Raw genomic sequence first — 14954 nt, 5'->3', positions numbered from 1 at the left:
AGCAGTCCTTGTCCACGCCCAAGAGGACCTACCACCTGTCGGCTGAAGAGGCCGCCGAGGTCGAGAACCTGACGTTGCGGATAGCCAAGGAGTACACGGGTCCGGAGGACGAACAGCTGCTGCGCGACCTGCCGCTGCTCGCCACCGAACTGCCCGTGGGCCAGCGCCGTTTCCTGCGCGACTTCGCGCTGGAGGACGAGCTGGGCTACTGCGTGGTCCGCGGTCACGTCTTCGACGACGCGCGCATCGGCCCGACGCCGCAGCACTGGCGCGGCCGGCCGACGCCGACCCCGGAGTTCGCCGAGGAGATCCTCCTGCTGCTGCACGGGTCCCTGCTCGGCGAGCCGTTCGGCTGGAAGACCCAGCAGGACGCCCGGCTGGTGCACGACATCTTCCCCATCAAGGGCTTCGAGACCGAGCAGATGGGGATCGGCAGCACCGACACGCTCACGCTGCACACCGAGGACGCGTTCCACCCGTGGCGCGCCGACTACCTGCTGCTGGAGTGCCTGCGCAACCCCGACGGGATCGCCACGATCGTCTCGGAACCGGACCTCAGGCTGCTCTCCGCCGAGCACCTGGAGCTGCTGCACGAGCCGAACTTCCTGATCCGGCCGGACGACTCGCACCTGGCGAAGCACAACGTCACCCTGGGCGTCGACGCCGAGTTCTCCGAGATCGCCGAGATGAAGGCCGACGACAACCGCGTCGCCGTCCTCTACGGGTCGCGCAAGCACCCGTACATGCGTCTCGACCCGTACTTCATGGAGACGCCGAAGGACCCCGCCGCGGCGGCCGCCCTGAACGCGGTCAACGAGCTGCTGGAGGCGTCCTGCCTGGACGTCGCCCTGGAGCCCGGTGACGTGCTCATCATCAACAACCACCGGCTCGCGCACGGACGGCAGGCGTTCCAGGCCCGTTACGACGGCACGGACCGTTGGCTCAAGCGGGTCAGCATCACCACCGACCTGCGCAAGTCCCACGAGCGGCGCGCCTCGGCGACCGCCCGGCTCATCTGACGGATGCGGAACCCATGCTGAACCCGCTCCACAACCTCCCGCCCACCGCCAAGGGCATCGTCGCCGTCCTCAGAGTCCTGCCGCGAGTCAGCCGGCCGCGCACGGCGCTCCTGGCGGGCGGGGTGGTGGTGAGCGCTGTTCTGCCCATCGGGATCGCCGTCGTCACCGGTCTGCTGATCGGCGCCATCCCCGTCGCCGCAAGGGAAGGCGCTGACTCACCGGCCGCCGGCCGGGTGGGCGCACTGCTGGTCGCCGTGGGGATCGCGATCCTGGTCGAGCGTCTGACTTCGCCGTTGCTGCGGGCCGCCGTGTCGACGCTCGGTCGCGACGTCGACCGGTACCTGCAGGAGGTCGTGCTGAACGCGCTGGCCCGGCCGCGGGGCATCGCCCATCTCGAAGACCCCGGCGTGATCGACGAGGTCCGCATCGTGCGGGGCCTCGGCATGAGCGCGCACCGGCCGGGACAGACCGTCGAGGCACTGCCCGAGGTGCTCACGTCGTGGCTGCGGGCCATCGGCTCGGCGGCCGTGCTCACCTGGTTCCACTGGTGGCTCGGCCTGCTGTGGCTCGTGGTCTGGCCGATCATCGTCTACCGCATGCAGCGCGACTACCTGCGCGTCGGCGAGGAGGGCTTCGGGCAGAGCGCCCAGCTGCGTCAGGCCGAGTACGTCCGGGACCTGGCACTCGATCCACCGCCTGCCAAGGAAGTACGTCTGTGGGGCGTGCTCGACTGGCTCGTCACCCGCTTCGACACGTTGTGGCAAGCGGGAATCGGACCGATCCGGAAAGCCCGCCGTCCCCGGCCCGGCATGGTGCTCGGCTCCGCGTCCGCGATCCTCGTGATCAACGTGCTGTCGTACGGGCTGCTGGCCTACGCGGCGGTGCGAGGTGATCTGACGCTCGCCGCCCTCGCCGTGTTCGTGGGGGCACTGGCCGACGCCAACGAGTACGCCGTCGGCGACGAGCACCTGTACCTGTCGAACGCCGCCGTCACTGTGCCCAAGGTGCTCTCGCTGGAGAAGCGGCTGGCCGGCGACTCCGCGGAGCCCGGTCTCCCGGTCGGTGCGGACGTGCCGGCGCAGGAGATCCGGTACGACGGAGTGCACTTCCGCTATCCCGGCACCGAACGGGACGTCCTCACCGGACTGGACCTGGTCATCCCCGCCGGTCAGTCGCTGGCGATCGTCGGCGACAACGGCGCGGGCAAGACGTCGCTGGTGAAGCTGCTCGCCGGTTTCTACGAACCGACCGGCGGCAAGATCGGCGTCGACGGCACCGACCTCGCGAGCCTCGACCCCGAGGCGTGGCGCAGGCGGGTGGCCGTGCTGTTCCAGGACTTCACCCGCTACCACCTGCCGGTGCGCGACAACATCGGCCTCGGCGCTCCCGAGCACGCGGGCGACGAGGACATGCTGCGCCGCGCCGCCGCACGGGCCGGGATCGGTGACCTGGTCGAGTCGCTGCCGAACGGCTGGGACACCGTGCTGTCGCAGGCCTACACCGACGGCGTGGACCTGTCGGGCGGGCAGTGGCAGCGCGTCGCACTGGCCCGCGCGATGTTCGCCGTCGAGGCGGGCGCCAAGGTCCTCGTGCTCGACGAACCCGCCGCCGCACTCGACGTGCGGGCGGAAGCCGAGCTGTACGAACGGTTCCTGGACCTCACCCAGGGGCTCACCACGATCCTGATCTCGCACCGCTTCTCCACCGTGCGGCGCGCGGACCGGATCGCGGTCGTGTCCGGCGGCCGCGTCATCGAGACCGGCGGCCACGACGAGCTGATGGAGCAGGACGGCCGCTACGCCCACCTGTTCCGTCTGCAGGCGGAGCGGTTCCAGCCGGTCGGAGGCACCGATGCGTGACACCTGGCGAGCCTTCGTCACCACCATCAGCTTCGGGTTCCGCGCGGCGCGCTGGTACGCGGTCTTCCAGATCGTCACGGAGATTGCGCTCGCGCTGACCGGGCCCCTGATCGCATACGGCGCCAAGGTTCTCGTCGACTCCGCCTCCGCGGGCGATCTGAACCGCGCGCTCACGGCCGGGCTCGGCATCGCCGCCGCCACCGGGGTGCTCATCGTCGGCCAGTACTACAACGCCCACTGCGTGTTCGCCGTGCTCGAACGCACCCAGGCGTTGTCGGACCGGACGTTGATGCGTCTGCTCAGCGGGATCGACAGCCTGGCCCCGCACGAGAACCCCAAGTACCTCGACCAGATCCAACTGTTGCGCGAGGAACGCGAGAGCCTCGCCGAGATGACCAACGCCACGGCGGGGCTGATCAGCGCGTTCGTCGGCTTCGGCACGACGGCGCTGCTGCTCGCGGACGTGCATCCGGCGCTGATCTCGCTGGCACTGCTGGCGTTCATCTCGCTGTGGATCACCAGCCGTGCCAACGACCTCGCCGTCGACGCCCAGGAGGACACCGGCGAACCCGAACGGCTGCGCCGCCACCTGTTCGACATCGGCACGACCGCCGGTGCGGGCAAGGAACTGCGCGTCTTCGGACTCACCCGTGAGCTGGTCCGCCGGCACCACGAGGTGTCCGACGAGGTGCTCGACACGCGCAACCGGGCCGCCTGGCGTGGTGCGGCGCTCAAGAGCATCGACGCCGTGATCAACGCGGCCGGGTTCGTCGGCGCCATCGCACTGGTGGTCTGGCTCGCCGTGAAGGGTCAGGCCACGCCCGGTGACGTCGTCATGGTCGTCGCGCTCACCATCGAGATGGCCGCGGTCGTCGCCACGTCCGTCGGCTACAGCGGCGACTTCCTGTGGTGCCTCAAGCAGGCCCGGCGCTACGTCTGGCTGGAGCGCTTCGCCGCTGCGGCCGGAAAACGCGTGGAGGAGCCCGCCGCGCCGCCCGCGTCGCTGAGCCACGGCATCGACCTGATCGACGTCACCTACCGGTATCCGGGCAGTGAGCACGCCGTGCTCGACGGCGTGTCCATGCACCTGCCCGCCGGGTCCGTGGTGGCGCTGGTGGGGGAGAACGGCGCGGGCAAGTCCACGCTCGTGAAGCTGCTGTGCGACTTCTACGAACCGGACGGCGGCGAGATCCAGATCGACGGCGTCGGCCTGAACCGCATCCCCACCCGCGAGTGGCGGACCCGGCTCAGCGGCGCTTTCCAGGACTTCGTGGAACTACAGCTCGCGGCCCGCGAAACCGTTGGCGTGGCGGACATTCCGCGAATCAACGACGACGCGGCGCTCAACGGTGCTCTCGGCCGGGCGGGCGCGACGTCCGTTGTGGACGGTCTACCGCGAGGCCTCGACACCCAGCTGGGCCGGGCGTGGGACGGCGGTGCCGAGCTGTCCGGCGGCCAGTGGCAGAAGCTGGCACTGGCCCGCGGCCTGCTGCGCACCGACCCGTTGCTGGCGGTGTTCGACGAGCCCACCGCCGCGCTCGACCCGCAGACCGAGCACGCGTTGTTCGAACGGTTCGCGGACGCAGCCCGTGCCGGAAAGTCGAGAGGCACGGTGACTCTCCTTGTGTCGCACCGCTTCTCGACCGTGCGGATGGCCGACCTGATCGTCGTCCTCGACGGCGGCCGCATCCGCGAGATGGGCAGCCACGAGCACCTGATGGCCCACCCCGACCTCTACGCCGAGCTGTACGACCTGCAGTCCTCGGCCTACCGCTGAAAGGAGTCGCCCTGATGAAGTTCGAACCAGCGCCCCTAGAGGACTGGATGCGTCTGTACTACTTCGCCGTGGACGACGACATCGGCAGCAGCGGGGTCGAGGACTACTCGCTCGCCGACCTGCGGGCCATGCTCGGCATCAGCCACGACGAGCTCGACGCCGTGGTGTTCCGCGACAGCACGTCGTTCGGCAGCGAGGAAGTGCGCACGGCCATTGCCCAGCAGTGGGGGACCGGCGACCCCGACAAGGTCATGGTCACGCACGGCGGCAGCGAGGCGATCTACCTCGTGCTCAGCACGTTGCTCGACCCGAGCGACGCCGTCGTGGTCACCGAGCCGACCTATCACACGCACACGTCCATCGCCCGGTCCATGGGTTGCGACCTGCGCGTGTGGCCGTTGCGGCCGGAGAACGGCTTCCGCCCCGACCTGGACGACCTGCGCGCGGTCATCGACGGCGCCAAGGCCGTCGTCGTGAACTTCCCGCACAACCCGACCGGCGCGTCGCTCACCCCGGCCCAGCGCGACGAGTTCGTCGCGATCTGCGCCGAGGCCGGCACGTACCTGGTGTGGGACCAGGCCTTCCGCGAGATGGTCGTCGAGGGCGAGCCGCTCGTGGATCCCGTGCACGACTACGACAAGGCCATCTCCATCGGCACCCTGTCGAAGGGCTACGGCCTGCCGGGTCTGCGCGTCGGCTGGGCGATCGGGCCTGAGGACGTCCTGCGCGGCACGCTCGACCTGCGCGACCGCATGACGTTGCACCTCTCGCCGTTGGTCGAGCTGCTCGCCACGCGCGTCGCGCAGCACGCCGACCTCCTGGTCGGCCCGCGGATGGCCAACGCCCGCAACAACCTGAGCCTGCTGCGCAAGTGGGCCGCCGAGCACCCGGAACTGATCGACCTGCCGGAGCCGATGGGCGGCGTCACCACGTTCCCGCAGCTGATCGGCCAAACCGACACCACCGATTTCTGCCACGACCTGGCCCGTGAACACCGCACGCTGCTCGTCCCCGGCTCGTGCTTCGGGGACCCGACCCGCGTCCGGCTCGGCTATGGCGGTGCACCCGCCGCGTTCACCCGCGGCCTCGACACGCTCGCACTCGTAGGGGAGAAGGCCCGTGTTCAGAGTTGACCTGTCCGCATCAGACCTGGCCGAGGCCGACGCCCTCGTCGCCGGCTTGGCCGAGCAGTACCAGTCGGTCGAGAACCCGGCGTTCGTGCGCGAGGCCACCGTCATCGCCCACGAACTGCCCCGCGCCCTGCGTGCGGGCCTGCTGGAGTTCCGCCTCACCGAGCCGCACCCGCTGTGCGTCGTCGGCGGTTACGTGATCGACAACGACCGCATCGGCCCGACGCCGGCGCACTGGAAGGACTGCGGCGGCGAGGGCAGGCCCACGCTCGCCGAGGACCTGTTCTTCTACCTGTGCGCGTCGCTGCTGGGCGACCCCATCGCGTGGTCCACCCAGCAGGACGGCCGGCTGCTGCACGACGTGTTCCCGATCAAGGAACACCAGTACGAGCAGCTCGGCTCGGGCAGCGAGGAACTCCTCACCTGGCACATCGAGGACGCGTTCCACCCGATGCGCACCGACTACGTGGGCCTGATGTGCCTGCGCAACCCCGACGGCGTCAACACCACGTACGGCTCGTTGGAGGGCATCGACCTCCCGGCCGACGTCGTCGAGGTGCTGCGCCAGGACCGCTTCCCGATCCGCCCGGACCGCTCCCACCTCGCCGCCAACCGCCAGAACGACGAGGGCGACGAACAGCTGCGCCGCCTGCGCGACCGCAGCTACGAGTGGATCTCCGGCCTGGACGCGAACCCGGAGCCCATCGCGGTGCTGTTCGGCCCGCAGGAGGACCCGTACCTGCGCCTCGACCCGTACTTCATGGAGGTCCCGGCTTCCGACCCCGAGGCCGCCGCTGCGCTGGACACGATCGTCAAGGCGATCGACGCCAACATCGCGGGCTACGCCCTGAAGCCGGGCGAGGTCCTGTTCCTCGACAACTACCGGGGCACGCACGGCCGTGAGCCGTTCACCGCCCGTTTCGACGGCACCGACCGCTGGCTGACCCGCCTGAACATCGCCCGCGACCTCCGCAAGTCGCGCGCCCACCGCCGCACCGCGAACGACCGCACCATCTACTGAAAAGAGCGAACCGATGCGCACGAGCCCTTTTGACGACGAGGACGGCCGCTTCTTCGTGGTCGTCAACGACGAGGGTCAGCACTCCCTCTGGCCGGCGACGCTGGCCGCCGTCCCCGACGGCTGGACCGTGGCCCACGGCGAGGACACCCGCCAGTCCTGCCTCGACTACGTGAACCAGAACTGGACCGACATGCGGCCGCGCAGCGTGCGCGAGCAGCTGGACCGGCAGGCCGCCGGCAGGTGACGGGACAGCGCGGCCCCGGGCGGGGCCGCGCGTAGCCCGCGAATGCATCCCTCATAAGTGACCTGGGTCACTTATGGGCCCGGTTTCTGTGACCTGAGGTGAGACTCGCCGGTCTCCCATGGCGTGCAGGACAAGTCGGCGAAGGGTGCGGAAGTGACGGGTCGGGAGTGGCTGGGGCAGGTGGACGCGGAGCAGGTGGAGGCCGCGCGGGCCGGTGATCGGGCGGCGCTCGACGCCGTGGTCGCGGGTTGCCTGCCGCTGGTCTACAACGTCGCCGGTCGGGCGCTGCACGCCGACGCCGACGTCGACGACGTGGTCCAGGAGACGATGGTCCGCGTGATCCGCGGCATCGACGCGCTGCGGGAGCCGGACAGGTTCCGGTCCTGGCTGGTGGCCGTCACGATCAACCAGGTCCGCGAGCACTACCGCCGCCGCGACCTGGCCCCCGCCCCGCTGGAGGAGTACGACCGCGCCGATCCGGGGGCCGAGTTCGTCGAGGTCGCCTTGTCGCGGCTGCACTTCGCCCAGCAGCGCCGGGAGGTCGACGAGGCCGCGCGGTGGCTGGACCCCGGTGACCGCGAACTGCTGGCGCTGTGGACGCTCGAACGCGTCGGGCAGCTGACCAGGGCCGAGGTGACCGACGCGCTCGACCTCGGCGCGCACACGGTCACGGTGCGGGTCAGCAGGCTCAAGGGCCGCCTGGAGACGATCCGGCACCTGGTGCGCGCGTTGTCGATGGAACCGCGCTGCGCCGGGCTCGACCGGGCCGCGCAGGGCTGGAACGGCGAGCCGAACCCGTTGTGGCGCAAGCGGCTCCTGCGGCACGTCGACGAGTGCGGCCGGTGCCGGCGTGGCGTGGACGACGCGATGCCGGTCGAGCGCATCCTGACCGGTGCCGCGCTGCTCGTGGTCCCGGCCTCCTACCTGCCGCGACTGCTGGAGAGCCTGCGGGACGTCACGCCGGAGGCCGTCGCGTACGGGACCGACCTCGGGCCCGATCCCACCCACGCCGCCCACCTCGCGGAACCGACCGGCGTGTTCGGCAAGCTCGCGGGCATCGCCAGTGGCAAGCCCCTCCTCGTGGCGGCGGGTGCGGCCGCCGTGTGCGCGCTCGTCGGCGTGGTCGGCACCGTGGTGCTGCTGCCGTCCGATCCGCCCGCCGCCGTGGCCGGGCCGAACACCACCCAGGGGCTCGCTCTCTCCACGTCCTCGTCGCAGGCACCGGGAACGACGTCGAGCGCGCCCTCGTCGTCGGCTGCCGCCACCACGACAACGACCACCACCACGACCACGACGACGCCGCCACCCGAGCCTCCTCGCGCCGCCACCCCGGAGGAACGCGTCCTCGCGCTGATCAACGAGACCAGGGCGAAGGAGGGCCTGCCCCCGCTGTCGGTCGACCCGGCGCTGGTCACCGCCGCCGACCGCCACACCAGGGCGATGATGAGCAACGGCTGCGGCCTGTCGCACCAGTGCCCCGGCGAGAGCGGCCTCGGCGAACGCAGCACCGCGGCGGGCGTGAAGTGGAGCTCCATCGCGGAGAACGTCGGCATGGGCGGCCCGGTCAAGGACAACGTCGAGGCGATCTCCAAGATGGCGCTCGGCCTCACCCAGGGCATGATCGACGAGAAGCCGCCGAACGACGGCCACCGCAAGAACATCCTGAGCAAGTCGTCCACCCGCATCGGCATCGTCGTGATCCGCGACGCCAAGGGAACCGTGTGGATGACGCACGACCTCGCCGGAAGTTGACCCGCAACAGACATTTAAAAAAGATCATCCTGAAGTCGTACGTGGGAACGCGACCACAGTCGGACGCGTGACGATCCGTCCGGAAAGCACTGTCTCTCCCGTGCAGACCGTCACCTACCGCTGGCCCACCGCGGTCACCACGGACACCCCGGAACTGTTGCGCTGGACGGGTTTCGGCGGCGCGCTCCTGCTCATCGCAGGTGCGTGGGCCGTGAGCGCCAGAGCAGGGGGACTGGCGCTGGGTGTCGCGATCGCGGGTGCCGGACTGGTCGTGCTGGCGTGGACGCTGCTCGGCCGCACCAGGCCGGACGCCTCGTGGCTGCGCCGGACGCTCGCGTGGTGGTGCGGGCCGCTGCTGGTGGCCCCGCCGCTGTTCAGCGGCGACGTCTTCAGCTACCTCGCCCAGGGCGAGGTAGCGGCGAACGGCCTCGACCCGAACGTCGTCAGCCCGGCCGTCGGCGCGAGCGCGGAGGCGGTGGCCCGGGTCGGCGTCTACTGGCGCGAGACGCCGTCGCCGTACGGGCCGCTGTTCACCACGGTCGAACGCTCGATCACCCAGGTCACCGGCGGGGATCCGGTGGCGGGCATCGTGGCGTACCGCCTGGTCGCCGTGCTGGGCCTGCTGCTCGTCGTGTGGGCGGTGCCGCGGCTCGCGGCCATGACGGGTGTGCCGGAGCGCATGGCGTTGTGGCTGGGTGTGATGAACCCGTTGGTGCTGTGGCATCTCATCGGTGGCGTCCACAACGACGCGTTGATGCTCGGCCTCATGCTGTCGGGCACCGTCATCGCGTTGCAGGCACTGCCCGAACTGAAGTGGTGGCCGTTCACGGCCGGTGTCGTGCTCATCGGGCTGGGCGCTCAGGTCAAGCTGCCGGCTTTGGTCGCGCTCGCGGTCGTCGGCACCGCGCTGGCCCGCAGGCTGGGCGGTGGCTGGGTGCGGTTCGTCGCCGCGGGACTCGGCATGGTCGTGGCCGCCGTGGTGGTGTCGGTCGTGACGTCGCTCGCGGGCATGTCCGGTTTCGGCTGGGTGCAGGCGCTCGGCACGCCGTCGAAGGTCAACAGCTGGATGGCGCCGACCAACTGGCCGGGCTATCTGGCGGGTGCGGTGTTCGGCCAGGAAAGCGGTCAGGCGATGATTTCCTCGGCACGGATCGCGGGGCTCGTGCTGATCCTGTGCGGGGTGGCGGTGGTGATCGACCGGCAGCTGCGCGGCAGGGTCTCCGAGGTGACGGCGCTGGGGATGATGATGAGCCTGATCGTGGTGCTGGGGCCGGTGATCCAGCCGTGGTACCTGCTGTGGGCGGTGCTGCCGCTGGCCGCGTGCCTGCCGGTGGGGAAGTGGCGGACCAGGGTCGCCGTGCTCGCCGGGGTCTTCGCGCTGCTGGTGCCGCCGCTCGCGGGCAACTTCGCGGGCCGCGTGCCCGAGCTGATCGGCGCCTATGTCCTCGGGATCGCCCTGGTCGGTGGCGCGTACCTCGTCCTGCGCCGGGCGAGGGTGTCCGTTGCGCAAGCCTGATCTCGTTCGCTACGGCGCCGCCGCGCTGGCCGGCGGCGCGCTGTCCCTGAGCTTTCCCCCGCGCACGCTCTGGTGGCTCGCCGTGCCCGCGTTCGTGGTGCTGTGGCTTGCTTTGAAGGGCGCGGGCGCCCGGCGCGGCGCGGGCCTCGGGTTCACGTTCGGGCTGACCTTCTTCCTGCCGCACCTGTGGTGGATCCAGCACTTCCTCGGCGACGACTTCGGGCCGTGGCCGTGGCTGGTGCTCAGCGCGTTGATGGCGTTGTTCATCTGCGCCGTCTGCGCGCTGTTCCCGCTGGTCTCCCGGCTGCCCGCGCCACCGGTGTGGGCCGCGCTGCTGTTCGTGCTGCAGGAGACCGCGCGCGGGCTGATCCCGTTCAACGGCTTCCCGTGGGGCCGCGTCGCGTTCGGCCAGGTCGACGGCCCGTTCGCGCGGCTCGCCGTGATCGGTGGCGCGCCGCTGGTGACGTTCGCGGTGGTCTTCACCGGATTCGGCCTGGCCGCCTGGTTCCCCAGGTGGACCCGCGCCTGGGCGTTGGTGCCGATCGTCGCCGCGCTCGCCGTCAGCCCGTTGATCTCGATCGAGGCCCAGACCGGGCAGCGGACCGTCGGCGTCGTGCAGGGCAACGCCCCCGACGTCGGCCTCGGTCTGCTCACCGAGGGCGCCACCCTGCGCGCCAACCACCTGCGCAAGACCGCCGAACTGGCCGCGCTGGTCCGCGGCGGCGCGCTGCCGAAGCCGGACCTCGTGGTGTGGCCGGAGAGCGCGACCAGGACCGGTGACCGGGACCCGGTGCTCGACGGCGCCATCGCCGACCTCGGCGTGCCGACGCTGGTGAGCGCGTTGCGCCACGGGCAGAACTCGGTCATCGCGTGGGACCCGGAGACCGGGGCGGGCAAGTCGTACGCGAAGCAGGAGCTCGTCCCGTTCGCCGAGCACATCCCGCTGCGCCCGCTCGCCCGGATCTTCACGCCGTTCGCCGACCAGCCGGACCTCGACGCGGGCACCGAACCCGGCGTGCTGGACATCGCGGGCACGCGCGTGGGCGTCGGCATCTGCTACGAGGTCGCGTACGACTACGTGCTGCGCGAGAGTGCGGCCGAAGGCGCGCAGTTGCTGGTGGTACCGACGAACAACGCCTGGTACGGCCGCGGCGAGATGACCTACCAGCAGCTGGGGATGGCCCGGCTGCGCGCCATCGAACACGGCCGCGCGGTCGTCGTCGCGGCGATCAGCGGCGTGAGCGCGGTGGTGCGCCCGGACGGCAGCGTGGTGCAGTCGACCGGGATGTTCACCGACGACCTGATGGTCGACACCGTGCCGTTGCGCACGGACCTGACGTTCGCGACGAGGTTCGGCGGCGCGATCCACGTCCTGCTCACGGGTGCGGCACTGGCCGCGTGCGTGATCGGGTTGTGGAGGCGCCGCCGTTCCTCAGTTCTTGCCGAGCAGGGCTGACCCCAGCAGTGTTCGCTGGTGCAGTACGGACAGCCCCTGTCGTTCCGTCGTCAGCAGCCCCGCCTCCCGCAGCACGGTCGTGTGCCGGCTGACCGAGGACGGGGACGCCCCGAGGCGTTCCGCCAGTTCGGTCGTCGTCGCCCCGGCACCGACCGCCGCCAGCACCGCTGATCTGGTGCTGCCGAGCAACGCCGCGAGCGCGCCCTGCTCACGTCGTCCGCTGTCGAGCTGCCGCTGCCAGGTCCAGTCGTGGTGCAACGGGTACACCACGGTCGGGGGGAGCCCCGGATCAGCGAACGCGACAGGGGTTCGGCGGCAGAAGTACGACGGCACCAGCCGCAGCCCACGCCCGTTGAGATGCAGGTCGCGGTCGTGCGCGTACTGGACCTCCAGCACCGGCGCCCGCCAGTTCATCAGCGGGAACATGCCCCGCAGCAATCCCTCCACGTTGCACGCGACACCGTTGCGGTGCACCCGATCGGTCTCGACGGCCTCCTCGATCAGATCGCTGTACGGCTCGATCACCGCGCGGTGGTAGCGGGTGAACGCCTCGGTGAGCTCCAGAAGGGACTCCCCGTCGCCCGCCGCGAGTGGACGCGTCCACTCCGGAACCGGCCGCACGTCCTCCAACAGCCCGAACTCCTCTCGCAACCGGTGCCGCGGCGTGGACCGGATCGCGGCGAGCGCGCTCCCCAGGCCTTGCGCGCCCTCCGGCGGCGTCAGGAAGTCAGGGAAGTACGGCCCCAGCGGGGCGAGCACGGACAGCATTCGGACGCCGGACGTGATCACCTGCCGGTCGCCGTTGCGGCGGATGTGACGCAGCCACGGCTGCAGCAACAACCCGCTGTCCAGTTCGGTCAGCCGAAGCCAGCTGAACACCATTTCCCAGAGTGGATCCACCCTTTCCGCTACCTGCGTACGCTCCAGATCGCCAGGCGAAAAATGGATGCGCAACACAGCAACCTCCCCAGGCCAGGTCACCGCGCACAACAATACTGGGCGTGTCACTCCGCCGAATTGCGCAACGAAAACCGGACGCGGGACCAGGGGCCCGCGCCCGGTTCTGTGCTATCTGGTCGGATCAGCCGCAGCTGGTGCTGACCCACTGGTGCGAGCGCACCTGGTAGGTGCCGGCGAGGTCACCCTTCTGACCTTGCCGCGTGCAACCGATCGAGTTGTTGTACCCGGTGTTGCGGTAGAACCTGACGCCCGTGGCGGACGACGTCCCCCTGTTGTAGACGGACTTGACCTCCTTGGTCGTGGCCCAGGAACACTTGTAGGTTCCCGCGGTCCAGTCCGAGTCCGCCACGTCCCACATGCACCGGCCACCGGTTCCGCCGAAGCCGTTCCAGAAGCAGATGTTGCCGGTGTTGCAGTCCCAGGCCGCGAGCGCCTGACCGGTCTCGGAGTCGAACGCCGCGCCCACAGCGGCGGCCTCAGCGACCGGAGCCTCCGCCTGCGCACTCGGGGCAGCGAGAGCGACGGAGAAGAGCATGGCGAGCGGCATCAACGCCAGCAAAATACGCCGAACGAACCTCAAAGGATTCCTCCCTAAACCCGAAATGAATTCGGCCGTCGTCACCATAGGCAGAGAGAGGATCGGGAAGAAAGCTATTGCTCCGTGGCGCAAAAGCACATTTCAGGGTCGTCGGGTGTATCTGTGTTTCACGCCGGCCGGGAAGTACTCCGGATCTCCCGCCGGGCGCAGCACGACCTCGGGCAGCTGCCGTTCGGCCGGGACGTAGTGCGCGAACTCGCTGTTGAGCCGCAGCAGCTGGGTCCGCACCGCCTCCGCGATCACCGCCGCGTCCGCCGTCGCTCCCGGCGCGGTCTCGACGGTGATCCGCAACAGCCGATCGCGATCTTCGTTCTCGACCGACTCGATCACGAACTTTCCCGTCACCACGTCGCTGATGCCGGGCTGTTCCAATCCGACGGTCACGTTCTCCGGATAGACGTTCGCGCCGAAGAACGACACGGTGAACAGCGACCGCCCGAACAGGTAGACGAACGGCAGCGCCGGGCCCGGCGGGGGAGTGAAGCCGTTGCGGGCGCAGTACTCCAGCAGGTCGTCGTGCTCCAGGATCCCGCCCTCGTCGGCGATCCGGTAGCGGAGCAGCGGGATCCCGCCGTCCGCGGTGAACACCAGCGTGCCGTCGTGCACCTCGAAGAACCGGCTCGCCGGGTCGTACTGCACGAGCGTGGGCAGCCGCGAGTCGCCGAAGACCTCCCGCGCCTTCTCCGGGTGGCCGGCGAAGAACCGGCGGATGCCGGCGGAAAGCGCTGTCTCGTTGCCGAGCACACCGGAATCCGCTGTGCCGTAAAGAGAAGCGACGTCGCTGATCGGGTCCGCGATTCCAGCCCGCCGGGAAACCAGGTCGCGCCACTGCTCGCTGAACACCTCGCCCGCGAGCACGAGCTTGATCCGGTACGCGGGCCAGTCGACGCCCTGCGCGAGCCCGGTGTCGACGACGTCCTTCACGAACGGCGGGTAGCCCAGCAGCACGACCTGCTCGAAGTGCGGCGCCAGTTCCGGCAGCACCCGCAGGATCTCGGTCTTGTTGTTGCCCGGCGCCACGACCGTGATCGGGCAGCCCTTCGCGGCGAGGTGCCGCACGCAGGCCTGGGTGAACAGCCCGCCGACCCACGTGCCGAGCGGGAAGCACACCACCGCCAGCGTCCTGCGCTCGTCCGCGTGGAATCCGTCCACCAGCACCTGCTCGAACCGCCGCGCCACGTGCAGTTCGTCCTCCAGCGACCGCGGCCAGATCGTCGGCCTGCCACTGGATCCCGACGACACGGCGATCATGTCGCAGTCCTCGAGCCGCCCGCCGCGGCACAGCTCCGGCAACGGGTACCGCTCGTGGTAGTTCGCCTTCTCGAGCAACGGCAACCGCTGGAAGTCCTCGAACGTCTCGATGCCCGCGGGCTCGATCCCGTGCTCCTGCAAGAGCTTCTGATACGCGGGCACGGTCGCGGCCGTGTGCTGGAACAGGTCGAGCACCCAGCTCGCGGACTTCGGCTCCGCGGGAGCGAAGAAGTCGTCGAACGCCTGGCGCACACGGGTCTGCCGGCTGCTGTCCATCGCCCGAGCGTATCGATCTGATCCACATTCCACCCGAACCAGACGAACGACGGTTCACGGGCAGTGCCCACCGCTTCTACCGTCTGTGTCTGACC

12 protein-coding genes are annotated in these 14954 nt (G+C 70.2%); 9 read left to right on the top strand and 3 right to left on the bottom strand.

Features of this window, described 5'->3' with window-relative positions; translation table 11 throughout:
* Positions 1-8 precede the first annotated feature (8 nt).
* From gntD (ACH413_RS35680) to lnt, 9 genes are all read left to right on the top strand, one after another.
* Positions 9-1019: a guanitoxin biosynthesis L-enduracididine beta-hydroxylase GntD gene (gene gntD / locus ACH413_RS35680; RefSeq protein WP_360038621.1), complete on the top strand. Its 1011-nt coding sequence runs from the start codon at positions 9-11 to the stop codon at positions 1017-1019.
* Between the two features lie 14 nt (positions 1020-1033).
* Positions 1034-2878 (top strand): ABC transporter ATP-binding protein, encoded by a 1845-nt coding sequence (locus tag ACH413_RS35675; RefSeq protein ID WP_360038618.1) that lies wholly within the window; start codon positions 1034-1036, stop codon positions 2876-2878.
* On the top strand, positions 2871-4655 hold the full coding sequence (locus ACH413_RS35670) for an ABC transporter ATP-binding protein (RefSeq protein WP_360038616.1): 1785 nt from the start codon (positions 2871-2873) through the stop codon (positions 4653-4655). Before ACH413_RS35675 ends, ACH413_RS35670 begins: the two co-directional genes overlap by 8 nt.
* A gap of 14 nt (positions 4656-4669) precedes the next feature.
* Entirely contained in the window at positions 4670-5788 is a 1119-nt protein-coding gene (vioD, locus tag ACH413_RS35665; protein WP_360038613.1) for a capreomycidine synthase, read from the top strand.
* Positions 5775-6806: a guanitoxin biosynthesis L-enduracididine beta-hydroxylase GntD gene (gene gntD / locus ACH413_RS35660; protein ID WP_360038611.1), complete on the top strand. Its 1032-nt coding sequence runs from the start codon at positions 5775-5777 to the stop codon at positions 6804-6806. Before vioD ends, gntD (ACH413_RS35660) begins: the two co-directional genes overlap by 14 nt.
* Before the next feature lie 13 nt (positions 6807-6819).
* The gene (locus tag ACH413_RS35655) at positions 6820-7050 is read left to right on the top strand and encodes an MbtH family protein (protein ID WP_360038608.1); all 231 of its coding nucleotides are present in this window, start codon (positions 6820-6822) and stop codon (positions 7048-7050) included.
* A 153-nt stretch (positions 7051-7203) separates the two neighbouring features.
* Positions 7204-8802 (top strand): sigma-70 family RNA polymerase sigma factor, encoded by a 1599-nt coding sequence (locus ACH413_RS35650; RefSeq protein WP_360038606.1) that lies wholly within the window; start codon positions 7204-7206, stop codon positions 8800-8802.
* A 67-nt stretch (positions 8803-8869) separates the two neighbouring features.
* On the top strand, positions 8870-10318 hold the full coding sequence (gene mptB / locus ACH413_RS35645; protein WP_360038603.1) for a polyprenol phosphomannose-dependent alpha 1,6 mannosyltransferase MptB: 1449 nt from the start codon (positions 8870-8872) through the stop codon (positions 10316-10318).
* Positions 10305-11774: an apolipoprotein N-acyltransferase gene (lnt, locus tag ACH413_RS35640; protein WP_360038600.1), complete on the top strand. Its 1470-nt coding sequence runs from the start codon at positions 10305-10307 to the stop codon at positions 11772-11774. The genes mptB and lnt overlap by 14 nt, the downstream gene beginning before the upstream one ends.
* Here lnt and ACH413_RS35635 read toward each other — a convergent pair.
* The 3 genes from ACH413_RS35635 to ACH413_RS35625 all read right to left on the bottom strand — a co-directional run bounded on the left by ACH413_RS35635 (position 11751) and on the right by ACH413_RS35625 (position 14859).
* Positions 11751-12656 (bottom strand): helix-turn-helix domain-containing protein, encoded by a 906-nt coding sequence (locus ACH413_RS35635; protein WP_360038597.1) that lies wholly within the window; start codon positions 12654-12656, stop codon positions 11751-11753. The two genes, lnt and ACH413_RS35635, sit on opposite strands and share 24 nt — an antisense overlap.
* Before the next feature lie 199 nt (positions 12657-12855).
* Positions 12856-13314 carry a peptidase inhibitor family I36 protein gene (locus tag ACH413_RS35630; RefSeq protein ID WP_360038595.1) on the bottom strand — a complete coding sequence of 153 codons (459 nt, stop codon included), beginning with the start codon at positions 13312-13314 and terminating at the stop codon, positions 12856-12858.
* A gap of 99 nt (positions 13315-13413) precedes the next feature.
* Positions 13414-14859: a phenylacetate--CoA ligase family protein gene (locus ACH413_RS35625; protein ID WP_360038592.1), complete on the bottom strand. Its 1446-nt coding sequence runs from the start codon at positions 14857-14859 to the stop codon at positions 13414-13416.
* Positions 14860-14954: the final 95 nt, after the last annotated feature.

Origin of the sequence: Lentzea sp. NPDC020367 (genome assembly GCF_044387305.1) — a bacterium.
Classification (GTDB): Bacteria; Actinomycetota; Actinomycetes; order Mycobacteriales; family Pseudonocardiaceae; genus Lentzea.
Note: the sequence above shows the minus strand (reverse complement) of the source record. Positions and strands in the feature narration are given on the sequence as shown.